Annotated in this window: 27 protein-coding genes; 6 read left to right on the top strand and 21 right to left on the bottom strand. The window is 67.9% G+C overall.

The features are described 5' to 3' along the window. Positions 1 to 110: 110 nt before the first annotated feature. The 3 genes from ABZ789_RS01060 to ABZ789_RS01050 all read right to left on the bottom strand — a co-directional run bounded on the left by ABZ789_RS01060 (position 111) and on the right by ABZ789_RS01050 (position 4,076). On the bottom strand, positions 111 to 2,396 hold the full coding sequence (locus ABZ789_RS01060) for a polyribonucleotide nucleotidyltransferase (protein WP_358417653.1): 2,286 nt from the start codon (positions 2,394 to 2,396) through the stop codon (positions 111 to 113). A 321-nt stretch (positions 2,397 to 2,717) separates the two neighbouring features. Continuing rightward, positions 2,718 to 2,987: a 30S ribosomal protein S15 gene (gene rpsO, locus ABZ789_RS01055; RefSeq protein WP_006551263.1), complete on the bottom strand. Its 270-nt coding sequence runs from the start codon at positions 2,985 to 2,987 to the stop codon at positions 2,718 to 2,720. Between the two features lie 120 nt (positions 2,988 to 3,107). Further along, on the bottom strand, positions 3,108 to 4,076 hold the full coding sequence (locus tag ABZ789_RS01050; RefSeq protein WP_358417649.1) for a bifunctional riboflavin kinase/FAD synthetase: 969 nt from the start codon (positions 4,074 to 4,076) through the stop codon (positions 3,108 to 3,110). Between the two features lie 171 nt (positions 4,077 to 4,247). Between ABZ789_RS01050 and ABZ789_RS01045 the strand changes: the two genes are divergently transcribed. From ABZ789_RS01045 to ABZ789_RS01030, 4 genes are read left to right on the top strand one after another with little or no spacing between them, the layout of a single operon-like run. Next, positions 4,248 to 5,123 (top strand): metal ABC transporter substrate-binding protein, encoded by an 876-nt coding sequence (locus tag ABZ789_RS01045; protein WP_358418197.1) that lies wholly within the window; start codon positions 4,248 to 4,250, stop codon positions 5,121 to 5,123. Further along, complete coding sequence (locus ABZ789_RS01040) at positions 5,120 to 5,902, top strand: metal ABC transporter ATP-binding protein (protein WP_358417646.1); 783 nt, start codon at positions 5,120 to 5,122, stop codon at positions 5,900 to 5,902. Before ABZ789_RS01045 ends, ABZ789_RS01040 begins: the two co-directional genes overlap by 4 nt. Next, positions 5,899 to 6,792: a metal ABC transporter permease gene (locus ABZ789_RS01035; protein ID WP_358417643.1), complete on the top strand. Its 894-nt coding sequence runs from the start codon at positions 5,899 to 5,901 to the stop codon at positions 6,790 to 6,792. The genes ABZ789_RS01040 and ABZ789_RS01035 overlap by 4 nt, the downstream gene beginning before the upstream one ends. Positions 6,793 to 6,812: 20 nt before the next feature. Then, the gene (locus ABZ789_RS01030) at positions 6,813 to 7,505 is read left to right on the top strand and encodes a metal-dependent transcriptional regulator (RefSeq protein WP_358417640.1); all 693 of its coding nucleotides are present in this window, start codon (positions 6,813 to 6,815) and stop codon (positions 7,503 to 7,505) included. A 16-nt stretch (positions 7,506 to 7,521) separates the two neighbouring features. Here the strand turns inward: ABZ789_RS01030 and truB are convergent, their stop codons facing one another. The 11 genes from truB to rimP form a co-directional block, all read right to left on the bottom strand. Then, positions 7,522 to 8,451, bottom strand: a complete 930-nt coding sequence (gene truB, locus ABZ789_RS01025) for a tRNA pseudouridine(55) synthase TruB (protein ID WP_358417637.1) — start codon at positions 8,449 to 8,451, stop codon at positions 7,522 to 7,524. Then, a complete protein-coding gene (npt, locus tag ABZ789_RS01020) occupies positions 8,451 to 9,113 on the bottom strand; it encodes a 4'-phosphopantetheinyl transferase Npt (RefSeq protein WP_358418194.1) in 663 nt (220 codons plus the stop codon). The genes truB and npt overlap by 1 nt, the downstream gene beginning before the upstream one ends. A 41-nt stretch (positions 9,114 to 9,154) precedes the next feature. Continuing rightward, complete coding sequence (locus ABZ789_RS01015) at positions 9,155 to 10,093, bottom strand: metallophosphoesterase (protein WP_358417634.1); 939 nt, start codon at positions 10,091 to 10,093, stop codon at positions 9,155 to 9,157. Between the two features lie 5 nt (positions 10,094 to 10,098). Further along, positions 10,099 to 11,469 (bottom strand): MATE family efflux transporter, encoded by a 1,371-nt coding sequence (locus ABZ789_RS01010; protein WP_358417631.1) that lies wholly within the window; start codon positions 11,467 to 11,469, stop codon positions 10,099 to 10,101. After that, complete coding sequence (locus ABZ789_RS01005) at positions 11,466 to 12,413, bottom strand: bifunctional oligoribonuclease/PAP phosphatase NrnA (protein WP_358418191.1); 948 nt, start codon at positions 12,411 to 12,413, stop codon at positions 11,466 to 11,468. The genes ABZ789_RS01010 and ABZ789_RS01005 overlap by 4 nt, the downstream gene beginning before the upstream one ends. Positions 12,414 to 12,501: 88 nt before the next feature. Further along, positions 12,502 to 12,960 carry a 30S ribosome-binding factor RbfA gene (rbfA, locus tag ABZ789_RS01000; protein ID WP_358417628.1) on the bottom strand — a complete coding sequence of 153 codons (459 nt, stop codon included), beginning with the start codon at positions 12,958 to 12,960 and terminating at the stop codon, positions 12,502 to 12,504. A gap of 52 nt (positions 12,961 to 13,012) precedes the next feature. Then, a complete protein-coding gene (locus tag ABZ789_RS00995; RefSeq protein ID WP_358417625.1) occupies positions 13,013 to 13,303 on the bottom strand; it encodes a DUF503 domain-containing protein in 291 nt (96 codons plus the stop codon). 85 nt (positions 13,304 to 13,388) lie between these two features. Then, positions 13,389 to 16,325, bottom strand: coding sequence for a translation initiation factor IF-2 (gene infB, locus ABZ789_RS00990; RefSeq protein ID WP_358417622.1), 2,937 nt, complete (start codon positions 16,323 to 16,325; stop codon positions 13,389 to 13,391). 207 nt (positions 16,326 to 16,532) lie between these two features. Continuing rightward, positions 16,533 to 16,841: a YlxR family protein gene (locus ABZ789_RS00985; RefSeq protein WP_358417619.1), complete on the bottom strand. Its 309-nt coding sequence runs from the start codon at positions 16,839 to 16,841 to the stop codon at positions 16,533 to 16,535. 44 nt (positions 16,842 to 16,885) lie between these two features. Beyond that, a complete protein-coding gene (gene nusA / locus ABZ789_RS00980) occupies positions 16,886 to 17,914 on the bottom strand; it encodes a transcription termination factor NusA (RefSeq protein ID WP_358417616.1) in 1,029 nt (342 codons plus the stop codon). Then, a complete protein-coding gene (gene rimP, locus ABZ789_RS00975; protein WP_358417613.1) occupies positions 17,911 to 18,510 on the bottom strand; it encodes a ribosome maturation factor RimP in 600 nt (199 codons plus the stop codon). The genes nusA and rimP overlap by 4 nt, the downstream gene beginning before the upstream one ends. Before the next feature lie 156 nt (positions 18,511 to 18,666). Here rimP and ABZ789_RS00970 point away from each other — a divergent pair, with 156 nt between their 5' ends. Beyond that, positions 18,667 to 19,158 (top strand): hypothetical protein, encoded by a 492-nt coding sequence (locus ABZ789_RS00970; RefSeq protein ID WP_358418189.1) that lies wholly within the window; start codon positions 18,667 to 18,669, stop codon positions 19,156 to 19,158. Continuing rightward, positions 19,155 to 19,598 (top strand): ferritin-like domain-containing protein, encoded by a 444-nt coding sequence (locus tag ABZ789_RS00965; RefSeq protein WP_358417610.1) that lies wholly within the window; start codon positions 19,155 to 19,157, stop codon positions 19,596 to 19,598. The genes ABZ789_RS00970 and ABZ789_RS00965 overlap by 4 nt, the downstream gene beginning before the upstream one ends. Before the next feature lie 8 nt (positions 19,599 to 19,606). On the opposite strand, the gene ABZ789_RS00960 is transcribed toward ABZ789_RS00965, so the two are convergent. From ABZ789_RS00960 to ABZ789_RS00930, 7 genes are all read right to left on the bottom strand, one after another. Then, a complete protein-coding gene (locus tag ABZ789_RS00960) occupies positions 19,607 to 20,266 on the bottom strand; it encodes an O-methyltransferase (RefSeq protein WP_358417607.1) in 660 nt (219 codons plus the stop codon). A gap of 24 nt (positions 20,267 to 20,290) precedes the next feature. Continuing rightward, a complete protein-coding gene (locus ABZ789_RS00955) occupies positions 20,291 to 20,782 on the bottom strand; it encodes a hypothetical protein (RefSeq protein WP_358417604.1) in 492 nt (163 codons plus the stop codon). A 7-nt stretch (positions 20,783 to 20,789) separates the two neighbouring features. After that, on the bottom strand, positions 20,790 to 21,428 hold the full coding sequence (locus tag ABZ789_RS00950) for a hypothetical protein (protein ID WP_358417601.1): 639 nt from the start codon (positions 21,426 to 21,428) through the stop codon (positions 20,790 to 20,792). Then, the gene (locus ABZ789_RS00945; protein WP_358417599.1) at positions 21,425 to 22,042 is read right to left on the bottom strand and encodes a hypothetical protein; all 618 of its coding nucleotides are present in this window, start codon (positions 22,040 to 22,042) and stop codon (positions 21,425 to 21,427) included. The genes ABZ789_RS00950 and ABZ789_RS00945 overlap by 4 nt, the downstream gene beginning before the upstream one ends. Next, on the bottom strand, positions 22,039 to 22,725 hold the full coding sequence (locus ABZ789_RS00940) for an ABC transporter ATP-binding protein (protein WP_358417596.1): 687 nt from the start codon (positions 22,723 to 22,725) through the stop codon (positions 22,039 to 22,041). The genes ABZ789_RS00945 and ABZ789_RS00940 overlap by 4 nt, the downstream gene beginning before the upstream one ends. 61 nt (positions 22,726 to 22,786) lie before the next feature. Beyond that, a complete protein-coding gene (locus ABZ789_RS00935; protein ID WP_358417593.1) occupies positions 22,787 to 23,881 on the bottom strand; it encodes an iron ABC transporter permease in 1,095 nt (364 codons plus the stop codon). Then, entirely contained in the window at positions 23,862 to 24,968 is a 1,107-nt protein-coding gene (locus ABZ789_RS00930; RefSeq protein WP_358417590.1) for an ABC transporter substrate-binding protein, read from the bottom strand. Before ABZ789_RS00930 ends, ABZ789_RS00935 begins: the two co-directional genes overlap by 20 nt. Between the last annotated feature and the right edge of the window lie 159 nt (positions 24,969 to 25,127).

Genomic DNA, 25,127 nt, shown 5'->3' with positions numbered 1-25,127 from the left:
GTAACCACCCTCGCGCGAAACGACAGCACCCGTGGGACCCGACCGGAGTCGGGCACCACGGGTGCTTTTCCCTCTGCCTACCGGAAGCCCGGCAGGCCGAGGATCGAGGATCAGGACTCGGCGTCCTCGCCGGTCGCGGTGGCCTCGGCCGTCTCGTCCTCCACCGGGACGAGGCTGATCTTGCCGCGATTGTCGATGTCGGCGATCTCGACGCGGATCTTCGAGCCGACGTTCACGACGTCCTCGACCTTCGCGATGCGCTTGCCGTTACCCAGCTTGCTGATGTGCACGAGACCGTCGCGTCCCGGCAACAGCGACACGAAGGCACCGAAGGCCGTGGTCTTGACGACGGTACCGAGGAACCGCTCGCCCACCTTCGGCAGTTGCGGGTTGGCGATGGCGTTGATCTTGTCGATCGCGGCCTGCGCCGACGGTCCGTCGGCAGCACCGACGTAGACGGTGCCGTCGTCCTCGATGGAGATATTGGCACCGGTCTCTTCGGTGATCGAGTTGATCATCTTGCCCTTGGGGCCGATGACCTCACCGATCTTGTCCACCGGCACCTTGATCGTCGTGATGCGCGGTGCGAACTCGCTCATCTCGTCGGGCGTGTCGATGGCCTCGGCCATGACCTCGAGGATCGTGGCGCGAGCATCGTGGGCCTGCGAGAGCGCACCCGCGAGGACCTGCGAGGGGATGCCGTCGAGCTTGGTGTCCAGCTGCAGAGCCGTCACGAAGTCCTTGGTACCCGCGACCTTGAAGTCCATGTCGCCGAAGGCGTCCTCGGCACCGAGGATGTCGGTGAGCGCGACGTAACGGGTCTCGCGGGAGCCGTCCTCGAGCTCGACCTCGTCGGAGACCAGGCCCATCGCGATGCCGGCGACCGGCGCCTTGAGGGGCACGCCCGCGTTGAGCATCGACAGCGTGGAAGCGCAGACCGAACCCATCGACGTGGAGCCGTTCGAGCTGAGGGCCTCGGAGACCTGGCGGATGGCGTAGGGGAACTCCTCCTGGCTCGGCAGAACCGGGACGAGTGCGCGCTCGGCCAGTGCGCCGTGGCCGATCTCACGCCGCTTCGGCGAACCGACACGACCGGTCTCACCGGTGGAGTACGGCGGGAAGTTGTAGTGGTGCATGTAGCGCTTGCTCGTCTCGGGTCCGAGCGAGTCGACCTGCTGCGCCATCTTCACCATGTCGAGTGTCGTGACACCCATGATCTGGGTCTCGCCGCGCTCGAACAGAGCCGAACCGTGGGCGCGGGGCACGACCGCAACCTCCGCCGAGAGCGCACGGATGTCGGTGACACCGCGACCGTCGATGCGGAACTGGTCGCGCAGGATGCGCTGGCGCACGAGCTTCTTGGTGAGCGAACGGAAGGCCGCGCCGATCTCCTTCTCACGACCCTCGAAGTTCGGGGCGACCTGCTCGAGCACCTCGACCTTGATCTCGTCGGTGCGATCGTCGCGCTCCTGCTTGCCCGCGATGGTGAGCGCCTCGGCGAGCTTGTCGGAAGCGGCTGCCTCGACGGCGGCGTAGACGTCCTCCTGGTAGGCCGGGAAGAGCGGGAACTCACCGGTGGGCTTCGCGGCGGCAGCAGCGAGCTGTTGCTGCGCGATGCACAGGCGGGCGATGAACGGCTTCGCAGCCTCGAGCCCCTCGGCCACGACCGTCTCGGTCGGAGCCTGGGCACCACCCTCGACGAGAGCGATGACGTTCTCGGTCGCTTCGGCCTCGACCATCATGATCGCGACGTCCGCGGTGTCCGGGTTGTCGGCTCCACCCACGATGCGACCCGCGACGACCATGTCGAACACGGCGTTCTCGAGCTGCTCGACGGTCGGGAACGCGACCCACTGACCCGACTTGTTGTCGTCGGAGACGATGAGCGCGACACGCACGCCACCGACCGGGCCGGAGAAGGGCAGACCCGCGAGCTGGGTCGAGGCGGACGCGGCGTTGATCGCCACCACGTCGTACAGGTCGTTCGGGTTCAGGCTCAGCACCGTGACGACGACCTGGATCTCGTTGCGCAGGCCATCGACGAAGGACGGGCGCAGCGGCCGGTCGATCAAGCGGCAGGTGAGGATCGCGTCGGTGGAGGGACGTCCCTCGCGACGGAAGAACGAGCCGGGGATACGACCCGCGGCGTACATGCGCTCCTCGACGTCCACCGTCAGCGGAAAGAAGTCGAACTGGTCCTTGGGCTGCTTCGAGGCGCTGGTGGCCGAGAGCAGCATCGTCTCGTCGTCGAGATAGGCGACGACCGAACCGGCGGCCTGACGGGCGAGGCGGCCGGTCTCGAAGCGGATGGTGCGGGTGCCGAAGGCACCGTTGTCGAGCGTCGCGACGGTCTCGTAGACGCCTTCGTCGATCTCGACTGCGGTAGTGCTTGTCATCTGTATGTCTTCTCTTCCCTCTTCGTCTTCGCCGTACCCGCGCGGGCGCCGTGACCCCCGTGGCCACGGCTGCGCACCGACTCACGGAGGCGGTCGTCGATCGAAACCCTCCGGCGGATTCGGGATACCACCCGACGGGACCGGAAGGTCACTACCGAGGACCGACACCGTCGGTGCATACGGATCATCACCACTGGGGCGATGGAAGTCGCCGGCCGAACCGGCACAAACACCGACAGCCAACGAGGCCCAGTGTAGTGGGTGCCCCGTCGGCTGTCGGAAAAGATCAGCGAATGCAGATCAGGTCGTGTGTCGTCGGCGTCAGCGACGCAGACCCAGACGCTGGATGAGCGAGCGGTAACGCTCGACGTCGACCTTCTCGACGTACTTCAGCAGGCGGCGACGACGACCGACCAGCAGCAGCAGGCCGCGGCGGGAGTGGTGGTCGTGCTTGTGCTGCTTGAGGTGCTCGGTGAGGTCCACGATGCGCTTGGTGAGCAGGGCCACCTGCGCCTCGGGGGAACCGGTGTCGGTCTCGTGGAGACCGTACTCGCCGAGGATCTGCTTCTTCTGCTCGGTGGTCAGAGCCACTGGGTCACTCCTGTACAACTGACGTCCGCGTGACGGAAAGACGGAGGATATCCGCCCGGTACGGCCACCGCGAACCGCAGCACGCACCGACGGTCGAGCCTACCAGAGACCCGACCGCACTCATCCCTCGGCGCGGAGCAGCACGTCCCTGGCGCGTTCGGCGTCGCGGTGCATCGCCGAGATCAGCGCCTCGACGGAGTCGAACTTCTCCATACCGCGCAACCGTTCGACGAAATCGACCGCCACGTGCTGCCCGTACAGGTCGGCCTTCTCGTCGAGCACGAATGCCTCGACGGTGCGCTTGCGTCCGGAGAAGGTCGGATTGGTGCCCACGGAGACGGCCGCGCGGTAACGCTGGCCCACAGTCAATCCCGCGACGGGCGAGCCGGAGTCGAGCACGGTGAACCACGCGGCGTAGACACCGTCGGCCGGGATCGCCGCGTAGATCGGCGGCGCGACGTTCGCAGTCGGGAACCCCAGGTCGCGCCCACGTCCGTCGCCGTGCACGACGACACCCTCGACCCGATGCGGACGTCCGAGCGCGTCGGCAGCCGCAGCGACGTCCCCGGCGTCGACACACGACCGGATGTACGTCGACGAGAACGTCACGGCGTGCTCGGCGACCAGCGTGAGTCCCTGGACGGCGAACCCGAAGCGTTCCCCGATCGAGCGCAGCATCTCGACGGTGCCTGCCGCCTTCTTCCCGAAGGTGAAGTTCTCCCCGACGACGACCTCGGCCACGTGCAACCGCTCGACGAGGATTTCGTGGGCGTACCGCTCGGGCGAGAGCTTCATGAACTCCGGAGTGAAGGGCATGACGCAGAAGACGTCGATGCCGAGCTCCTCGGCGAGTTCCGCACGCCGCGCAAGGGTGGTCAACTGCGCGGGATGACTGCCCGGCCGCACCACTTCCATGGGGTGAGGATCGAAGGTCATGAGCACAGCGGGCACACCTCGTTCGCGTGCCGATTCCACGGCACGCGCTATGAGTTGCTGATGGCCACGGTGTACGCCATCGAACACGCCGATCGTGAGTACACACCGACCCCAGTCCGCGGGAATTTCGTCCAGACCTCGCCATCTCTGCACATCGGCAGCCTACGGCGCGGGCAGCGGCCGGGCACGTCCGGATACGCGACGGCGCGTCCCCCTGTGTCATCGACGGGTTGGCGAATGCATAATTTCGGTGTGCCGAACTTCTTGTCGAGAGCCTGCAGAACCCCGTCCGCACGCCTGAGCGCGACCCGAGCCGTCGCCGCGATAGCGGTCACCGCCTGCGCCGCAGCCCTCGCCGGGTGTTCCACCTCCAACGCAGCCGACGAACGCCCGCTCGTCCTGACCACCTTCACGGTGCTCGCCGACATGACCCGGAACATCGGCGGTGAACATATTCGGGTCGAGTCCATCACCAAGCCCGGAGCCGAGGTCCACGGCTACGAACCCACACCGGGTGACCTGAGGTTCGCGACCGACGCGGCATTGATCCTCGACAACGGCCTCGGTCTCGAACGCTGGTTCGAGCAATTCGTCACCGACCTCGACGCCGAACACGTCGTGGTGAGCGAGGGTGTCGAGCCTCTCCCGATCGGCGAGGGTGCCGTGACGGGACCGTACAACCCCCATGCCTGGATGTCCCCTCTCGCCGCTCGCGTCTATGTCGACAACATCGCCGCAGCACTGTCAGATCTCGCGCCCGAGCACTCGGACGATTTCACGAGCAGCGCGGAGGCCTACAAGGCGGAACTCGACGGCCTGTACACCGAACTCGTCACCGCGCTCGACGGCGTCCCCGAAAGCCGCCGCGCACTGGTGACCTGCGAAGGCGCCTTCAGCTATCTCGCCCGCGATGCGGGCCTGCAGGAGGCCTATCTGTGGCCGGTGAACTCCGACCAGCAGGGCACGCCCCAGCAGATCGCTCGCACGGTGGATTTCGTGCGAACCAACGAGGTGCCCGCGGTGTTCTGCGAGTCGACCGTGTCGGACAAGGCGCAACGTCAGGTCGCGGCAGACACCGGAGCGGAGTTCGGCGGTGTTCTCTATGTCGACTCGCTCTCCGAGCCCGATGGTCCCGTGCCCACCTACCTCGACCTGCTCCGGCACGACATCGAGGTCATCACGACAGGACTGAGCTCTTGATCCCGACACCCGGCACGCCCGCGCTCCTCGTGGACGACGTGACGGTGCGCTACGACACCGTCCTGGCGCTGCAGAACGTCACCCTGAAACTCGAGCCCGGGCGCGTCTGCGGGCTGGTCGGAACGAACGGGTCGGGGAAATCGACCCTGTTCAAGACGATCATGGGACTGGTTCGGCCCACCTCCGGCCGCGTCACCATCGGCGGGGCGACCACCGCCGTGGCGCGGCGACGCACGCAGGTTGCCTATGTGCCGCAATCCGAGGCGGTCGATTGGAACTTCCCGATCGGCGTACGCGAGGTCGTCATGACGGGTCGCTACGGACACCAGGGCTTCCTGCGCCGGCCCCGTCCGGCCGACTACGAGGCCGTCGACGCCGCCCTCGAACGGGTGGGCATGACCGCGCTGGCCGGGCGCCAGATCGGGCAACTCTCGGGAGGTCAGCGCAAGCGCGTCTTCGTGGCGCGCGCTATCGCACAGGGCTCACCCCTGTTGCTGCTCGACGAGCCGTTCGCCGGGGTCGACACCACGACCGAGAACGCACTGACCGTCGTCATCCGCGAACTGGCCGCGAGCGGCCACGCGATCCTGGTGGCCACCCACGATCTTGCGGGTCTCGGGCGGCTGTGCGACGAAGCGCTGCTCCTGCAGCGCCGGGTTCTCGTCCACGGAACCCCCGACGAGGTGCTCCGCCCGGAGAATCTCGCCCGCGCGTTCGGCGCCCCACCACCGGTCGACGGTGCGAGCACCACGGCATACGCACAGGAAGGCGGACGATGATCGACACACTGATCGAGCCCCTGCAGTACGGCTTCATGCAGAGGGCCCTGCTCGTCGCCGTCGCAGCGACCGTCGTGTGCGCCCTCCTCAGCTGCTGGCTCGTCCTCATCGGCTGGTCGCTCATGGGTGACGCGGTCTCGCACGCCGTGCTTCCCGGGGTCGTGCTCGCCTATCTGGTGGGTGCGCCGTTCGCGCTGGGAGCTCTGGTCTTCGCCGGCATCGCGGTGGCGTTGATCTGGCTGGTACGAGGAACGAGCCGGGTGAAGGAGGACGCCACAATCGGCATCGTCTTCACGACGTTGTTCGCCCTCGGCGTGGTCCTGATCTCGAAGAACCCCAGCCAGATCGACCTGCACCACGTGCTCTTCGGAAATCTGCTCGGCCTGACGACGGGCGACGTCTGGCAGGTCTCGATCCTCGCCGCGGTCGTGCTGGCCGTTCTCGTCGCCAAGCGCCGGGATCTGACACTGTTCGCCTTCGACCGTGTGCAGGCTCACACACTCGGCCTGTCCCCCGCCGCACTGTCAGCACTGTTGCTGTCCCTCCTCGCGGTGACGATCGTCAGCGCGCTGCAGGCGGTCGGCGTGATCCTGGTGGTCGCGATGCTCATCATTCCCGGCGCGACTGCCTATCTGCTCACCGACCGGATGGCGCGGATGCTCCTGATCGCACCGGTTCTGGCCGTGATCGCCTCGGTGGTCGGTGTCTACACCAGCTACTACACCGACGCGGCGACCGGCGGTGTGGTGGTACTCGCGCAGGCCGTGGTCTTCACCCTCGCGTACCTGTTCGCACCGCGCCAGGGAGTCGTCACCCGATTCGTGACGCGCCGCCGTGCCCGTGAAGCCGAAACGCCGCGCGAGCCACTGGACAGCGTGATTCCGGGGTGATGGTTACCTAAGCTGAACGCGTGCCTGACAGGAACGAGACCCCCGCCGCCGAGATGCTGTCCTCGGTCGCCCAGGACTATCTCAAGATCATGTGGACGATCCAGGAGTGGTCCGGAGAGAAGATCTCGACCAAGCTGCTCGCAGAGAAACTGGGCGTATCCGCGTCGACGGTGTCCGAAGCGGTGCGCCGGCTCGCCGACCAAGGGCTCGTCGATCACGCCCGCTACGGCGCGATCTCCCTCACCGACGAGGGCAGGAATGCCGCCGTGGCGATGGTCCGCCGCCACCGCCTGATCGAGACGTTCCTCGTCAGCGAACTCGGTTACGGGTGGGACGAGGTCCACGACGAGGCGGAGGTGCTCGAGCACGCCGTCTCCGAACGGATGGTCGCGGCCATCGACGCCAAACTCGGCCATCCCGAGCGCGACCCGCACGGCGATCCGATCCCGTCACCGGACGGTCGCATCCCCGCTCCCCCGGCGCGGCCGCTCAGCGACTTCGCCGACGGGGAGCACGGGCACGTCGCGCGGATCTCCGATGCCGATCCGGCGATGCTGCGCTACTTCGACGAGGTGGGCATATCGCTCGACACCGACATCGCCGTCGTCGAGCGTCGTGACTTCGCGGGAACGGTGTCCATTCGCGTCGGCGGCGACGACGGGAGGATCGTCGATCTGGGTACCCTCGCCGCCGACGCGATCTGGATGATCTGAACCGATCGGGCCCAGGTCACATGTTCGCGGGCCGCACCACGAAGACGGCCGACGCCCGGTTGCCCTTCTCCTGCAGGAGAGCAGCCGCCCTGCCCCTCGAGTCCACGGCGGCATAGACGCCCTGCATCCCGGCGGGCTCGAGCCACCGGCCGTTCGCGAGCAGACCGGCTTCCTGGTCGCTGATGGTCCGGCATTCGAAGGCCGTCCGCACCGCAGCATCGAGGTCGAGGCTCGGCGTCGGATCCTCTGCGAGCTCCTCGAGCGTGCGAGCGTGCTCGAGTCCGAACGGACCGACCTTCGTCCGCCGCAGCGCAGTCAGGTGCCCACCCACGCCGAGAGCGGCGCCGAGGTCGCGTGCGAGTGCCCGGATATAGGTGCCGGAGGAACAGTCCACCTCGACGTCGAGGTCCACGAAACCACCCTCGGGTACCTCGCGCCGCGCACGGACGTCGAACCGCGAGACCGTCACCGGCCGCGCCTTCAGTTCCACGCTCTCGCCTTCGCGCATGCGGGCGTAGGCGCGCTTGCCGTCGATCTTGATGGCGCTGACGCTTGCGGGTACCTGCTCGATGTCACCGGTCAGTGCCGCGACGGCAGCTGCGATCTGCTCGTCCGTGACGTGCGTGGCCTCGGCCATCGCTGTCGTCTCACCTTCGGCGTCGTCCGTGACGGTGCTCTGGCCGAGGCGCACGGTCGCACTGTACGACTTGGTCGTCAGCGCCAGTAGTCCGAGCAGCTTCGTGGCTCGTTCGACGCCGAGGACGAGCACACCCGTCGCCATCGGGTCCAAGGTGCCGGCGTGCCCGACCTTCCGGGTGCCGAGCAGCCTGCGGCAGCGTGCCACCACGTCGTGGCTCGTCATCCCGGCCGGCTTGTCGACGACGAGCAGGCCCGCTCGGGCAAGTGCCGGATGTTCCTGCGGCTGCGTGTGTATGGCGTCGTTCATCAGTGCACCGTGATCGCGGTGAGGACAAGTCCGTCGGCGACGAGCCAGCGCCCGTCGAAGCCGGTCAGCGGCGGACCGGCGAGCGTGTCCCCGGGCACCAGCAACCGGGAATGGAAGGTGCCGGTCATCGCGTCGGACGCCGCATCACGCTCGAACGTGATGTGGGCGTCCTCGAAACCGAGCCAGCGCCGCGTGAGTGGGAACCACGCCTTGTAGGTGGCCTCCTTCGCGCAGAACAGCAGGCGATCCCAGTGCAGCTCGTCACCGGCGGAGGCCAGCCATTCCCGTTCGGCGTCCAGACTCACCGCCGGAAGCACCCCGTCGGGCAGCACGTCGTGGGGTTCGGCGTCGATACCCAGCGACCGCACCTGCAGCGAATAGCCAAGAACAGCACCGCGATAACCGTCGCAATGAGTGAGGCTGCCGACGAGGCCCTGCGGCCACTGCGGGTCGCCCTTCTCGCCCCGCAACACCGGTGCCGGTTCGACTCCGAGTGTCCGCATGGCCACGCGAGCGCAGTGACGCGCGCCCGCGAACTCGCGTCGCCGCTTCTCCACCGCTCGCGCCACGAGCGGTTCCTCCTGAGGATGCGGGCGCAGTCCCGGTGGGTCCTCGAACAACTCGGCTGCAGCGACGCCGTCCGGCACGATGCGCCCGATCAACGCCTCGCGCGTGTCCGTCTTCTGGCCGGTGTCCGGTTCGGTCACCGCAACTCCTTCTCTCGTTGAGCCCGCATCTTCTCGGCCTCGGCTTCCATCTCGGGGGTCACCGTGAAGTGACCGCCCCACTTGTTCAGGCTGCCCGGCGGGTACTCCGGAACGGGCAGGATCTGCCTCAGAGGCTGCGGAGACAGCCCGCGACGCTGCCACTCACGCGGGTAACCGACGGAGACCTCTTCGAAGCGCACGCCGTCGTAATAGGTGGTCCGGGGGATGTGCAGGTGGCCGTAGACGCTGCACAGGGCGCGGTAACGCAAGTGCCAGTCGGCTGTCTCGGTTGTGCCGCACCACAGGGCGAACTCGGGATAGAACAGCATCCGCGTCGGTTCGCGTACCAGCGGGAAATGGTTGATCAGCACTGTCGGCAGAGCTGGATCGAGCGCGTCGAGTCGTGCGCGGGTCTGCTCGACGCGCACCCGGCACCAGGTGTCGCGCGTGACGTACGGATCCGGCTTCAGCAGGAACTCGTCGGTCGCGACGACGTTGCGTTCCCGCGCGAGCGCAAGCCCGTCCGCCTTGGTCGTGGTTCCTTCCGGGAGGAACGAGTAGTCGTAGAGCAGGAACATCGGGACGAGCACCACCGGCCCGTCCTCCCCCTCCCAAACGGGATAGGGATCCTCGGGGGTCAGGACGTCGAGCTCGCGGCACATCGTCACGAGGTAGTCGTAGCGCGCCACCCCGTGCATCTGCACCGGGTCCTTGGCGGTCGTCCACAGTTCGTGGTTGCCGGGCACCCAGATCACCTTCGCGAACCGGCTGCGGAGCAGCGACAGCGCCCACCGGATGTCGTCGGTCTTCTCCGAGACGTCCCCCGCGACGATCAGCCAGTCGTCGGGCGACTCGGGATACAGATCCTCGGTGACCGGGCGATTGCCCCGATGGCCCACATGTATGTCGCTGATCGCCCACAGCTTCGCTGCCACCGGCACTAACCTCCCGACTCGTCGTGGACGCGCACCTGCCGGTCCGCGCCCGTCACCACCCATCGTCCCGAGAGCGTGCGCCCTACGACGGCGATCATCCGGAACATGATGAACACCGTAAGCCCCGTCCAGATTCCCGCCAGACCCCAGTCGTAGGCGAGCGACAGCCAGATGAGCGGCAGGAACCCGAACAGAGCCGAGACCAGCGTGGCGGTGCGCAGGAATGCTGCGTCCCCGGCTCCGAGGAGGACTCCGTCGAGAGCGAAGACGATCCCCGCGAGCGGCATGATCGCCACGAAGAACCACCACGCGACGTCGATCTGGTCGAGCACCTCGGCATCGCTGGTGAACAGGTTCGGGATCACATCCTTGCCCACGAGGAAGGTCACCGCGAGGACGCCGGCGAAAACCGCCGACCAGGCCGACACCCGCCACGCGAGCCGGGATGCGCCGCGCTTGTCCGCCGCGCCGAGCGCGGCACCGACGAGGGCCTGCGCGGCGATGGCCAGCGAGTCCAGGGTCAGTGTCACGAAGTTCCACAGCTGCAGCACGACCTGGTGGCCGGCCACCGCCGCAGCACCGAAACGGGACGCCACCGCCGCTGCTGACAGGAAGCATGCCTGGAACGCGAGACTACGGGCGATCAGGTCGCGGCCGAGGCGCAATTGCGCACCGATCACCACCGGGCGAGGCTTCAGCGCGGCACCGGATCTGAGCAGCGCGACCACGAACAGGGTTGCGGACACGAATTGCCCGATCACGTTGGCCACGGCGGAACCGACGAGTCCCCAGTGAGGAGCGCCGAGCAGTCCGTGGACGAGAACGGGGCACAACACCGCCGAGAGCGCGAGCCCCGCGATCACGAATCGCAGCGGACGCACCGTGTCCTGCACGCCACGCATCCAGCCGTTGCCGGCCAGGCCGACGAGGATGAGGGGGGCTCCGAACAGTGCTACCCGCAGCCACGAGACCGCGGCGTCGGCGATCTCGGCATCGCCCGCGAGCACTCGTGCGACGGGTCCGGCCGCGAGTTGGCCGACTACCAGGATCACCACTCCGACGCCGATCGCCAGCCACGTCGCCTGGACCCCTTCGCCCACCGCGTCGTCGTGCCGGCCCGCCCCGTGGAAACGCGCTGCACGCGACGTGGTTCCGTACGACAGGAAGGTGAGCTGAGTGCTCACCTGCGCGAGGATCAGACCGCCGATCGCCAGACCGGCCAGGGGCAGCGCCCCCAGCCGGCCGACCACTGCGATGTCGAAGAGCAGATAGAGCGGCTCGGCTGCGAGAACCCCGAGTGCGGGAACCGCGAGCCCGAGAATCCTCCGGCCCGAGATCTCCGGCGCGGGGGATCCGCCGCCCGACGAGCCCGTCAACCCAGCACGCCGCGCAGTGCCGCGACGATCCGGTCGGTATCACCGTGGGCGGTGTAGCCGGCCGCGAACCGGTGTCCGCCACCCCCGAGAGCGGTGGCGACAGCCGACACGTCCACCGAGGTCTTCGCGCGCAACGAGACGGTCCACTCCTGAGGAGCGACTTCCTTGAAGACTGCGGCGACCTCGGCTTCGGCGGTGGTGCGCACGATGTCGATGACGCTCTCGACCTCCTCCGGACCGAGATCCGCCGAGTCGGCCCGCCGGACGAAGGCGTAGACCAACCCCCTGCCCTGCACGGCTTCACGATCGAGTGTGGCCGTAGCCAGAACCGAGGACAGCATCAGCAGCCAGCCGAAGGGATGCGTGTCGAGCAGGGTCCGTGTGATCGAGGTCCCGTCGATCCCGGTGGCGAGGAGTCGCTCGGCGAGTACGTGTGTCTCCGGGCGCCCCCACCGGAAGGATCCGGTGTCCGTCACGAGTCCGGCGTAGAGGCAGTGCGCGAGTTCCGCGTCGATGTCGACGCCCCAGGTATCGAAGAGATTCGCGAGCACCATGGCGGTCGCCTCGGACTCGGGATCGATCAGGTTGTGGGTGCCGAACCGCGTATTGGACAGGTGGTGATCGATCACCAGGCTGCACGGCGCGGTGTCCAGGCGGTCGCGCAGCACGCCGAGGCGCCCTGCAGTGCCGCAATCCACCGTGACGACGAGATCGGCGTCGCGCCGCACTTGCGCGGCCGGCGTGACGAGGTGACCACCGGGCAGAGAGCGCATCGAGTCGGGTATGTGCGCGGGCGCGCCGAAGGCCACCTGGACAGCGGCGCCCCGGCGCTCGAGCGCGAGCCCGAGCGCCAGGCCACTGCCGAGAGTGTCGGCATCGGGATTGACGTGGCACAGCACCGTCACGATGGCCGCCGCGTCCAGCAGGGCGACGGCACCTTTCAGGTCGACCGAGCCCGCCTGGACGGGCGGGACTCCCGCCTCGCTCCGATGCGAAAGGGCCTCCGGAACGCTCCGATCGTTCACCGGTTCGCTATTCGTCGTCGTCACCGGCGTCGCGTTCACGAGGCTCCTTGTAGGGGTCGGCCTCACCGGCCGGAACAGCACCCTCGCGCGCGCGGGCGACCTCGTCGTCGGCGGCACGGGCACGTGCGAGAAGCTCCTCCATGTGGCGCGCCGTGTCGGGCACCGTATCCGTGACGAACGTCAGGGTCGGGGTGAATCGCACGCCCGTTCCGGCACCGACCTTCGAACGGAGGACCCCCTTGGCCTTCTCGAGCCCTGCGGCGGCCTCGGCGTAATCGGGCTCGGTGTTCAGGTCCGCACCCCGGACGGTGTAGTACACCGTCGCATCGTGCAGATCCGCCGTGACCTTGGCATCGGTGATCGTCACGAATTCGAGCCGCGGATCCTTGATCTCGTGGTCGATGGCGGTGGCCACGATCGTGGCGATGCGCTTCGCGAGACGGCGGGCCCGTGCTGGATCGGCCATGTCGTTCGTTCCCTTCTTGTGGCCGCGTAGGCGGCCCGTCGTGCGGCCCGGATCAGTCCTCGGGCCCGAACAACCTGCGCCTGACCGACAGCAGGTCGAGTTCGGGCCGCTGGGCGACCAGCCGCTCACACTTGTCCAGTATCTCTCCCACGTGCGCGAGGTCGGGAGCGACAACCGCCACACCCACCCGTGCCCGTCTGTACAGATCGTGTTCCCCGGTTTCGGCAACGGACACCCCGAGCCGGCGCAATTCTGCGATCACCGGACGGATGGCCGATCGCTTCTGTTTGAGCGAATGCACGTCACCGAGCAGCAGGTCGAGTTCGAGCGCTCCCAGGTACATCCGTTCCTCCCGTCGACGAGTCGGACATCCCGACACACCCGTGGCGGCGAACGACGAATCGTTCACCGCCACGGGCAGGGGTGGATCAGTCGCGCGGCTTCTCGCGCAACTCGTACGCCTCGATCACGTCGCCGACCTTGATGTCGGAGTAGGTGACCGTCATACCGCACTCGAAGCCCTCGCGGACCTCGGTGACGTCGTCCTTCTCGCGGCGCAGCGACGAGATGGTGACCGTCTCGGCCACGACGTTGCTGTCGCGGATGAGGCGGGCCTTCGCGTTGCGCTTGACGATGCCGGACTGCACGAGGCAACCCGCGATGTTGCCGACCTTCGACGACTTGAAGATCGCGCGGATCTCGGCGCGGCCGAGCTCGACCTCCTCGTAGATCGGCTTGAGCATGCCCTTGAGGGCCTTCTCCACCTCGTCGATCGCCTGGTAGATGACCGAGTAGTAGCGGATGTCGACACCCTCGCGGTTCGCGAGTTCGGTGGCCTTGCCCTCGGCGCGGACGTTGAAGCCGATGATCACGGCGTTCGACGCAGCAGCCAGGTTGACGTTGGTCTCGGTGACACCACCGACACCGCGGTCGATGACACGCAGGCGCACCTCGTCGTCGATCTCGATCCCCATGAGGGCCTCTTCGAGGGCCTCGACGGTACCCGAGTTGTCGCCCTTGAGGATGAGGTTGAGCTCGTTGTGCTCCTTGAGCGCGGCATCGAGATCTTCGAGGCTGATGCGCTTGCGGCTGCGTGCGGCGAGCGCGTTGCGCTTGCGGGCATTTCGCCGGTCGGCGATCTGGCGTGCGATGCGATCTTCTTCCACCACGACCAGGTTGTCACCGGCGCCGGGCACCGAGGTGAAACCGACGACCTGAACCGGACGCGACGGCAGTGCCTCGAGAACGTCCTCACCGTGCTCGTCGATCATGCGACGCACGCGACCGTAGGCATCGCCGGCGACGATCGAGTCGCCGACCCGCAGGGTGCCGCGCTGAACGAGGACGGTGGCCACCGGACCGCGACCGCGGTCGAGGTGTGCCTCGATGGCGACGCCCTGCGCCTCCATGTCCGGGTTCGCGCGCAGATCGAGTGCCGCATCGGCGGTGAGGAGCACCGCTTCGAGCAGCTGGTCGATGTGGAGGTTCTGCTTCGCGGAGATGTCGACGAACATGGTGTCGCCGCCGTACTCCTCCGCGACCAGCCCGTACTCGGTGAGCTGCTGACGGATCTTCTGAGGGTTCGCACCCTCCTTGTCGATCTTGTTGACCGCGACCACGATCGGCACATCGGCGGCCTGAGCGTGGTTGATCGCCTCCACCGTCTGCGGCATGACACCGTCGTCGGCGGCGACCACGAGGATCGCGATGTCCGTCGACTTGGCGCCGCGGGCACGCATGGCGGTGAACGCCTCGTGACCCGGGGTGTCGATGAAGGTGATCAGGCGATCTTCACCGTTGAGGTGCGTCATCACCTGGTAGGCACCGATGTGCTGGGTGATGCCACCGGCCTCGCCCTCACCGACGTTCGCCTTGCGGATGGTGTCGAGCAGGCGGGTCTTGCCGTGGTCGACGTGACCCATGACGGTGACCACCGGCGGACGCTGCTGGAGGTCTTCCTCCGTGCCCTCGTCCTCGCCGTACTGGATGTCGAACGACTCGAGCAGCTCGCGGTCCTCGTCCTCCGGCGAGACGACCTGCACGACGTAGTTCATCTCCGAGCCGAGCAGCTCGAGGATGTCGTCGTTCACGGACTGAGTGGCCGTGACCATCTCACCGAGGTTGAACAGCGCCTGGACGAGAGCCGAGGGGTTGGCGTCGATCTTCTCGGCGAAGTCCGACAGCGACGCGCCGCGAGCGAGACGGATGGTCTCGCCGTTGCCGCGCGGCAGCCGCACGCCGCCGACCGACGGCGCCTGCATCGAATCGTATTCCTGCCGCTTCTGCCGCTTCGACTTGCGACCGCGACGGGGAGCGCCACCGGGACGGCCGAACGCGCCTGCGGCACCGCCGCGACCGCGTCCACCGCCGCCACCGCCACCCGGGCGACCGCGGAAACCACCGGGAGCACCTGCACCGGCGGGTGCACCGCCGCCACCACCGGCACCGCCACCGCGGTAGCCGCCACCGCCACCGCCACCGGGACGCCCACCGGGAGCGCCGCCGGGGCGACCCGGACGGCCGGAGGCAGCCGGACGCGCTGCACGCTGAGGCATCGCGCCGGGGTTGGGACGCGGGGGCATCGAGCCCGGCGAGGGGCGGGGACCGCCCTGACCGGGGGCAGGACGAGGTCCGCCGGAGCCGGGAGCCGGTCGCGCACCGGCCTGGCCGGGTCCGGGACGAGGTCCACCCGGGCCTGCTGCGGGGCGTCCCTGGCCGGGAGTCGGCCGGGGGCCGGCCTGACCGGGAGTGGGACGCGGTCCGCCCTGGCCGGGGCGCGGGGCGCCCGGACGCGGAGCGGGACGCTCGGCCGGAGCCGAGGAGTACGGGTTGTTACCGACACGCGGGGTCTTCGGACCCGGACGCGGACCGGCCGGCTTGGGGCCGGGCTTGGCCGCGGGGGCCTGCGGTGTCGGGCTGGGAGCCTGCGCAGCCGGAGCTTCGGCAGCCGGAGCCTGCGGGGCCGCCTGAGCAGCCGGAGCCTGAGCAGCGGGTGCCTGCGGCGCAGGGGCCGCGGGCTTCTCGGGCGCCGGAGCGGGCTTGGGAGCGGCCGGCTTCGGAGCGCCCGGCTTCGGGCGTGCAGCCTCGGACGCGGGCGCCGGGCTCGCAGGCGCCGGGCTCGCAGGGGCCGGCCGGGGTCCCGGCCGGGGTGCGCCGGGCTTCGGCGCGGATGTGGGCGCAGCCTTCGCTGCGCCGTTGCCCTCGGTCTTACCGAACGATTCGCGCAAACGACGCGCGACCGGCGGCTCGACTGTCGAGGACGCGGACTTGACGAACTCGCCCTGTTCCTTCAGGCGTGCGAGTAGTTCCTTGCTGGTGACACCGAGTTCTTTCGCCAACTCGTGCACGCGGGCCTTGCCTGCCACTGCTCTCCTCACTGATGAGGTCGAGCGGCCGACTGCCCGCACGACCTCGGGTTATCTCCGATGGACGTTCATCGCTGGTGCTTCACGGTGTGCTCATGAGTGTTCGTGCCTGTTCTTCTCAGAGTGCGATGTCACTGTTGGTGTTCCTCGTCGTCGATCCCACGGTCGTTACGTCCGGCCTTCTCGCGGCCGATCCGATGCCCGTGATCACTGCTCCGTGGACCCGACCAGCTGATCCAGCGCTGCGGTGTCCGGATGTCCGGTCACGCGCAGTGCCCTGCCGAATGCTCGGCGCCGAACCGCCAGGCCCAGGCATTCCGGGGTCGGATGCAGCCACGCACCTCGTCCCGAAAGCCTGCGTCGGGGATCGGGAACCACGGCGAAACCTGACGATTCCGACTCGCGCGCCACCACCCGGAGCAGTTCGGCAGCCAGCGTTCGCTGCCGACACCCGACACAGGTACGCACCGCAGAGGCACGTTCCCCGCCGGTCGCGGACAGGTCATGCTGAACCATCGACCACTGTACCGTTGTTTTGCCCGGAATCCCGCATCCCACGCCTACGAGTCTGTCGAACCGCCGCGGGAATCCTCGTTCCCGGCCGCTGCGGCGTCGCTGCGAATGTCGATACGCCACCCGGTCAGGCGGGCCGCGAGCCGGGCGTTCTGCCCTTCCTTGCCGATGGCGAGAGAAAGCTGGAAGTCCGGAACGACCACCCGGGCAGCCCGGGCGTCGGGGTCGACGACCGTGACCGATACCACCTTCGACGGCGACAGCGCGTTGCCCACGAACTTCGCGGGATCCTCGTCGTAGTCGATGATGTCGATCTTCTCCTCGCCGAGTTCACGCATGACATTGCGCACGCGCTGGCCCATCGGACCGATGCACGCGCCCTTCGCGTTGAGACCCGGGACGGTGGAGTGCACGGCGATCTTCGAGCGGTGTCCCGCCTCGCGGGCGACCGCAACGATCTCCACCGACTCGTCGGCGATCTCCGGAACCTCGAGGGCGAACAGCTTCCGGACAAGATTGGGGTGCGTCCGGGACAAGGTGATCTGCGGGCCGCGCTGGCCACGGGAGACACCCACGACGTAGCACTTGATCCGGTCGCCGTGTTCGTAGGTCTCCCCCGGCACCTGCTCGGCCGGCGGGATGAGCCCCTCGGCGTTGTTCGTCTCGCCGCCGATCTTCACGACGACCATGCCGCGCGCGTTGGCACGCGAGTCGCGCTGCACGACACCGCTGACGATCTCGCCCTCGTGCGTCGCGAACTCACCGAACCGCTGCTCGTGCTCGGCATCGCGGATGCGCTGCATGATGACCTGGCGCGCGGTGGTCGCCGCGATCCGGCCGAAGTCCTCGGGGGTGTCGTCCCACTCGGCGATCAGGTTGCCGTCGGCGTCGCGTTCCTCGGCGAGGACCTGGATGGCGCCGGTCTTCGTATCGACCACCACGCGCGCATGCGGCTGATGGCCGTCGACGTGCCGGTAGGCCGTGAGCAGGGCCGTCTCGAGCGTCGCGATGAGCTCGTCGAACGGGATGTTCTTCTCCGCCTCGAGCATGCGCAGAGCGGCGATTTCGATATTCACTTGTCCACCTTCGTTTCGTTCGTGTCGTCGTAGTCGTCGCTGTCGGGCCCGTCCTCGGGGCCTTCCGCGAGTTCGCCGGCCGCTACGCGGCCGTCCACGAGCCCGCCCGCGAGCTCGAGTTCCCTCGGAGGAGCCGGAGAGAACTCCACTTCCACCACTGCTCGCTTCACGGCAGCGAGCGGGACCGAGCGGATCACGGGGCCGGATCGATGGGGCAGCACGAGGCGGATCTCGTCCCCGACGAGTTCACCGATCCGTGCGACGAGTGTTTCGTCGGCCAGTTCCACCTTCGCCTTGCGGCCCTGTGCGCGCCGCCAGTGGCGGGCTTGCGTGAGGGGACGACCGACGCCGGGGCTGGTGACCTCGAGGACGTAGGGCGACTCGCCGAACTCCGACACCTCATCGAATGCCTCGGAGACGATCCTGCTCAGGCGCGCCGCTTCATCGAGACCGAGACCTGCGTCACTGTCGACGAGCAGACGCACGGTACTGTGCTTTCCGGCAGACGTGACCACCACGTCCTCGAGGTCGTATCCCTCTCTGACGAGCAGATCGGAGACAAGCTCGACGATCCTCTCCGGGGGCGGCACAGGCATGGCGGGCAGGCTCCTCGTTCAGTTGTGGTCGCAGCCGACAGTGGGCCGGAACGGATGCGTACCGGCAGACATCAAGACTAACCCGCGTTTCGCGCCCCCGTGACCAGGGCGGCGTCCCTCCCCTGACGGCGGGGCTGGCACGATGGTCCGGTGCCGATGTCACTCGACCGTCCCGCCGTCTCCCGACGAACCCTCCTGCGATGGTCGTCGGTTGCGGTCGGTGGGCTCGGAATCACGACCCTCACCGCGTGCGGTACCTCCGACGACGACGTCGCCGAACCCGACCCGCTGACCGGTCAGGTCGCCCGGGGTCGCACCGACGCCGCGATCGCCACCGCGCTGGTCGCGCGGGCACCGGAACTCTCCGGAGTCCTCGGCACGATCGCGTCGGAGCGGACGGCCCACGCAGACGCTCTCGAAGCCGAGATCGCGCGCATGCAAGGAGCCACGACGAGCTTCACTCCGACGTCGACCACCGCCACCACCCCCACCGGCGAGCTCCCGACCGTCGAGCAGCTTCGCGAGCGGCTGGTCCGGTCCCAGCGCGAGGCTGCGGATCTCGCGCAGATCCTCTCGGGTTACCGTGCGGGTCTGCTCGCGTCGATCAGTGCATGCTGCGCTGTGCAGACGGCGGTGTTGCTGCCGTGAGCTCACCCGAACTCGGATCCGAACAGCAAGCCCTCGTCGACGCGCTGGAAGCGGAGCACGCCGCGGTCTTCGGCTACGGCGTGGTCGCGGCATTCGTGGACCCGTCCGCCTCGGAGGCCGTGGAGGAAGACACCGCAGCGCACCGCGCACGACGCGATGCCACGGCCGACGCGTTGCGCGCCGCAGGCGTCGATCCTCCGGTGGCATCACCCGGGTACACGGTGCCGTTCCCGGTGACCGACCCTGCATCCGCCGCACAACTCGCAGAACAGATCGAAAGCGACACGACGGTCGCGTGGCGGTCGGTCGTGGAACGAGCACGCAGCGAGTCCACGCGGGCCGACGCAGTAGGCGCGCTCACAGAGACCGCGATACGAGCGGCCCGCTGGCGTGCGAGCCGCGGCGTCGTGCCCTCGGTGGCCTTCCCCGGTCAACCCTGATCGGACGATCAGTCGACGACCAGCGCCATCGCGAATCCGTCCCAGCCCTTCGACCCGACGGTCTGCAGCGCGGTGGCGTCGAGACGCGGCTCGCGGGCGAGCAGTTCGAGTACCTCGCGGGAGGCTCGGACGCGTTCGTCCTCGTTGCCGGGCTCCGCGATGGCACCGGCGCGTACGACGTTGTCGACGACGATCACGGTGCCCGGTCGTGACAGGCCCAGCGCCGCCCGCACGTAGTTGCTGTTGTTCTCCTTGTCGGCGTCGATGAACACCAGATCGAAGGGGCCTTCGTCGGCGAGGCCGGGCAGCGAGCCGAGCGCCGGTCCGACCCGGATCTCGACTCGGTCTCCGACGCCGGCGTGGTCGAGATTGACGCGGGCCACCTCGGCGTGGCGCGGCTCGTATTCGAGGGTGATCACCCGCCCGGTCTCGCCGACGGCACGGGCCAGCCAGATCGTCGAGTATCCACCCAGCGTGCCGATTTCGAGCACGCGCCGGGCACCCCTGATCCGGGCGAGCAGATACAGGAACTTGCCCTGCACCGCAGCGACATCGATCGGCGGTAGCCCGGCGGCGGCGTTCGCGTCGAGTGCCGACTTCAGTGCAGGGTCGTCACCGACGAGAAGATCTGCGAGGTAGTCGTCGGTCGTGTTCCAGTTCTCTGCCATGGGCTCATTCTGGCCCGGGGCGGGTTACTCCACCACTTCGTAGACGGCACCCACCTCGCGGGCGAGCAGACGATCGGTCATCTCCTGCTTCAGCACGGTGAGCCGTTCGTTCTCGGCATCGGTGCGGCCGGTCTTCGCTCCGAGCGCGATGAACTCGTCGGTGACGAGTCCGTCGTCGCGGATCTGCAGTGTCACGCTGCGGTCCCGCCAGGTGAACTGCCAGACATAGCGCGCGAGGGTGGCACCACGTTCGGTCGCGGCCAGTTCCGGGTCGACGACGTAGCGCCCGTCGGTGACGGCACGCAGCACCATCTCCACGGCGTCACGTCCGCCGGGCCCCGGAAAGGCGGTCCGCACCTGCACTTCCCGGCGCTCGACATCGCCGAGGATCGAGAGAGCGTGCTGCATGGCGGTGAAGCCGTGAGCGACTCCTCCGGGGAATCCGGGGCCGTGGTATTTCATCAGGTCTGCGAAGGTGAATTCGATCGGGTGGCCCGACTCGTAGACGGTGAGCACGCGCGTCCTAACCTCTCGTGGCCCAGTGCAGGGCCGTGTACAACAGTTGGGTGGCACCGGGCATGAAGCCGGAACCGTGGTGGTAGACCGGGTCCATGGTGGTCACCAGCAGGCGTCCACGATGGTTGGTCTCGTCGACGAACAGGATGGAGCCGTCCCGTTCTCCGTCCGGGGTGTGCAGATCCGCCAGACTCACTGCGCCGGGCGGGGGTTCGAGCACCCCGTGGTAATGCCAGATCACCGAGCGGTCGGAGAAGAATCCCCAGGCCGGATGGTCCGGTGCCTGCAGTCGCACCCGGTGGTCCTCACCTGTGCGCCACCACCAGAAGATCGTCGGCCGTGATTGTTCGGGCACTCCCAGCCAGTCCTGGACGTGGTTCTCGCCGAAGACCACGACCGTCGCGCCTCGTTCCAGGGCGTCCTTCACAGCAGGTGCCCATCCGGACACCAGGTCGGGCCGCAGTCGGTCGGCGACGATCAGCACATCGGCGTCGGCGAGGTCCTCGTGGTCACCCGTGCGTACGTGCACCGCACGCATCCGGTAGGGCGCGAGGGCAGGATCGGCCAGGGTGGCCAGATGGCTGTGGCTGCCGCCGTGCAGAAATGCGACCGCCGGGGCCGCCTTCGTTCGTGTCGTTCGGCTCATCGGCCCTCCAACCACTCGAGGATCTGGATGCGCAGGTGCGCGGTCCCCCGGTGTTCGCCGGCAAACTGGAGCAGGTCGTTGCCGCCGTGCACGAGCACGCTGCCGGCGCCGAGGGGGTACTCGTAGTCGATCGGCGCGTGCGTGCGTCCGAGGGTGTGCACGACTCGCGCACCTTCGGGCAGGTCGAGATAGCAACCACGGCCGTAGAAACCGGCGACGCCGATGCGCTCGAGTTCCGCGAACGGCACGGGCTCGCGGCGACCTGTGTTGTACAGCAAGGACTTCGGGTCGATGCCGGCCCAGACCGGATGCTCGTTCACCCGTGTCAGGGCGAGATCCGACGGGTTGCGGAAGTCGAGCTTGCGCCAACGTGTGAGCCCACTGAGGAAGATTCGCTGCACGTGGCCGTTGATCAGGACTCTTCCGCCTCGCGCGACGAAATCGTCGAGTTCGTCGCGGTTGTCGAGCAGGAACTCCTGGTCGACGTCGCCGGTGAAGTAGATCCCGGTGACCTCGGGTCCGCACGCGGACCGCAGGTCGTAGACGTCGATCTCGTGGAATCCGTCCACGAGGACGCCTTCGCGCGGAGCCATCACGGCTTTCAGGACTGTCATGCGATCCCCCGTCCGAAGTCCGGAACCGACAGCCGACGCAGCGCACTGGGAGTTTCCACGTCGGCGGTGACGATCGGTACCCCGTACATCTCGCTGAGCAGTTCGTCGGTGAGCAGTTCCCTGGTGGCGCCGACTCTCTGGTCGTCGGCAGAGACCATGAGCATCGACCGCTCGGCGATGTGCAGGGCATGATCGGGATGGTGGGTCGTCATGACCACGGCCATCCCCTCGTCCGCCAGTCCGCGCAGCACGGTGAGGACGCGCGCCTGATTGCGCAGGTCGAGGGCGGAGGCAGGTTCGTCGAGCACGATGGTGTCGCAACCGGAGACCAATGCCCGAGCGATGAGGACGAGCTGTCGTTCCCCGCCGCTCAGGCCGCTGTAGTCGCGGGCGGCCAGGTGCAGGACGCCCACACGGCCGAGCGCGTCCAGAGCGGCGTCGCGGTCGGCGCTCGTCGGAGTGCTGTAGATGCGCACCTTTCTCGCGCGTCCCATCAGCACGATGTCGAGCACACTGAACGAGAACGCCACCGCGTGACTCTGCGGCACGTACCCGATGGTTCCCGACGAGGTGACGGTCCCGGTCACCGGTGAGAGAAGCCCGGACAGGCACTTGAGCATCGTGGTCTTCCCGCGAGCGTTCGGACCGAGCACGGCGAGAATCTCGCCGGCGTCCACGCTCACGGTGACGTCCCGGAAAATCCAGGGGCCCTTGGTCGAATATCGGAAACAGATGGACTTCGCGTCAAGCATCGCTGCCCCACAGTCGGGTTCGGTTGCGGATCAACAGGGTCACGAAGAAGGGGGCGCCGATGATCGCGGTGAGGATGCCGATCGGAATCTCGGCGCTACTGAGCACCCGCGACAAGGTGTCGATCATGGTGAGGTAGGCGGCACCGAGAAGCGCGCTGACGGGAAGCACCATCCGGTTGTCGGTACCGATCATCATGCGCACCAGGTGCGGCACGACCAGACCGACCCAGCCGATGACACCCGACACCGCGACGGCGGCGGCTGTGATCATGGCGACGCATCCGAGCAGTAGCAGTCGCAGGCGCTGGGGGCGCAGGCCGAGCGCGACGGCGTCCTCGTCCCCCATCGCCAGAATGTTCAGGCGCCAGCGCAGCGCGAGCACGATGACGGCGGGAACCACGATCGGCACCACCGCGATTGCGAGCTTGCCGTAGCCGGCCGTCGCGAGGGAACCCATGAGCCAGAAGACGATCGAGGGCAGTTCGCTGTAGGGGTCCGCGATATATGTGATGAACGAGACCATCGCCTGGAACATCGCACCCACTACGGTTCCGCCGAGGATGATCATCAGCAGTGGTGCGCCCGGGACGGCTCGCGCGATGGCGAGCACCAGCAGCAGCGCGGCCACACCGCCGACGAACGCACCACCGACGAGAGCGATTCCGCCGAGTCCGGTGAGCAGGATCAGCACACCGCCGAACGACGCGCCGGAGGACACCCCGAGGATCTGAGCGCTCGCGAGGGGGTTGCGGAAGACCCCCTGCATCACGGCACCGGTCAGTGCCAGTCCGGCGCCGATGAGAACGGACATCAGCACGCGGGGCAGGCGGACGTCGAGGACGACCGTGCTCTCCTGCTGCGTCCAGGTCTCGCGCAGCGGAAGGACCTGGCCGGCGAGCAGCCGGACGATCTCGTTCGGAGGAACGAAATAGCGCCCGACCGCCAGCGCGATCACCGCAACCACCACGAGCAGTGCAGTGAAACCGCCGATGATCAGCGCGTTACGGCCCCACCTCGGTCCCGGAGGCACCGAGATCGGAGCCTCCGGGACCGAGCGGGCGGTCGAATCAGCGAGTGAACTGGTCATAGCTCGCGGCATCCCGGTTCAGGTCGAAACGCAGCACCTGGTCGATCTCGTCCTCGGAGATGTCGTAGGCGAACAGGTCGTCGAAGGCGGCGCGGATATCGTCGCGGAAATCGCCCGTCCGCTCCTGCGGGTACAGGATTCGGAACATCCATGCCCACATCAGGGGCGACTCTGCGCTCGGCACCTGCCAGCGGTAGCCACCGAGAGGGGTCTTGTAGACGCGGCGGTTCTGCACGGCGCTGACACTCGCGAGACGCGGATCCGCGTAGATGTCGGCCGGGGTGCTCTCGTCGAATCCGCTGAGCATGATCACCTCGGGATCCCACGCGAGGATCTGCTCCGGACTCACCTGACCGGAATCGGAGACGAATCCCTGGGTCACGAGGTCCGCCCCGACGAGATCGAACTGGAAACCGTCGTATCCGGTGGCGCTGGTCGTGCTGTAGGCGTCACCGTTGCGCGAGAGGATCATCGCGCGCGGCCGCGCTTCGGTCTGTTCGGCAACCTGCGCGCGCATCTCCTCGATCTCGGCGCGTTGCCACGAGACGAGTTGCTCACCTCGCTCCGGCTTGCCTGCGATCTGCGCGAACAGGGTGATCCAGGCTTCCAGATCCTCCTGCGTGCCGTATTCCAGGCCGACGACCGGGAAACCGGCGGACTCGATGGGCTCGACGACATCGGGGCCCCGATCGCCCCACTGCACGACCACGTCGGGGTCGAGTTCGAGGAGCGTCTCGACATTGGGCACGAAGTCGCTTCCGGCCACGGTGGTCGACTCGGCCGAGGCCGGGAACATGGTGGCGAACATGCCGCCCTGGTTCGCGACGAGCGTGGACTGGTTGATGCCGACGATCCGGTCGTAGCTCCGGTCGACCGCCGCGAAGATCGAGGGTGCGGGCATGACGGTGAAGGCGACCTTCTCCGCCGGTCCGTCGAGGGTGATCGTCTGCCCTCGCTGGTCGACGATGGTGATGGCGTCACCCGCGGTCGATGCGTCGGCCTCCTGGGTGTCGCGGCTCGAGCATCCGGCCGTGAAGGCGAGGGCACCGATGAGCCCCGCAGCGACCCACCGGTACGGCGTAGCCACACCTCGCTGCCTCTTATCCCGCCGCACCGTCGATGTCATATCCACCATCCGTTTCCCTCATGACAGACCACAAGAACGGGATGAGGTTAGCATTACCTATTGGCGGCGTACATTGCCCCCTTCGTCCAGATACAGCGATGCCCTCGCACCGGGGTGCGA

It is taken from the genome of Rhodococcus sp. NPDC047139 (assembly GCF_040643435.1).
Lineage (GTDB): Bacteria > Actinomycetota > Actinomycetes > Mycobacteriales > Mycobacteriaceae > Rhodococcus.
Note: the sequence above shows the minus strand (reverse complement) of the source record. Positions and strands in the feature narration are given on the sequence as shown.

Excerpts from the sequence above, each read along its gene's own strand:
- rimP (WP_358417613.1), bottom strand. The coding sequence starts at position 18,510 with ATGCCTGTGCCGCCCCCGGAGAGGATCGTCGAGCTTGTCTCCGATCTG.
- truB (WP_358417637.1), bottom strand. The coding sequence starts at position 8,451 with ATGAACGACGCCATACACACGCAGCCGCAGGAACATCCGGCACTTGCC.
- ABZ789_RS00995 (WP_358417625.1), bottom strand. The coding sequence starts at position 13,303 with ATGTACCTGGGAGCGCTCGAACTCGACCTGCTGCTCGGTGACGTGCAT.
- ABZ789_RS00970 (WP_358418189.1), top strand. The coding sequence starts at position 18,667 with ATGTCACTCGACCGTCCCGCCGTCTCCCGACGAACCCTCCTGCGATGG.
- ABZ789_RS01060 (WP_358417653.1), bottom strand. The coding sequence starts at position 2,396 with ATGACAAGCACTACCGCAGTCGAGATCGACGAAGGCGTCTACGAGACC.
- ABZ789_RS00935 (WP_358417593.1), bottom strand. The coding sequence starts at position 23,881 with ATGACCAGTTCACTCGCTGATTCGACCGCCCGCTCGGTCCCGGAGGCT.
- ABZ789_RS00985 (WP_358417619.1), bottom strand. The coding sequence starts at position 16,841 with ATGGTTCAGCATGACCTGTCCGCGACCGGCGGGGAACGTGCCTCTGCG.
- ABZ789_RS00945 (WP_358417599.1), bottom strand. The coding sequence starts at position 22,042 with ATGACAGTCCTGAAAGCCGTGATGGCTCCGCGCGAAGGCGTCCTCGTG.
- ABZ789_RS00960 (WP_358417607.1), bottom strand. The coding sequence starts at position 20,266 with ATGGCAGAGAACTGGAACACGACCGACGACTACCTCGCAGATCTTCTC.
- ABZ789_RS01035 (WP_358417643.1), top strand. The coding sequence starts at position 5,899 with ATGATCGACACACTGATCGAGCCCCTGCAGTACGGCTTCATGCAGAGG.
- rbfA (WP_358417628.1), bottom strand. The coding sequence starts at position 12,960 with ATGGCCGATCCAGCACGGGCCCGCCGTCTCGCGAAGCGCATCGCCACG.
- ABZ789_RS00950 (WP_358417601.1), bottom strand. The coding sequence starts at position 21,428 with ATGAGCCGAACGACACGAACGAAGGCGGCCCCGGCGGTCGCATTTCTG.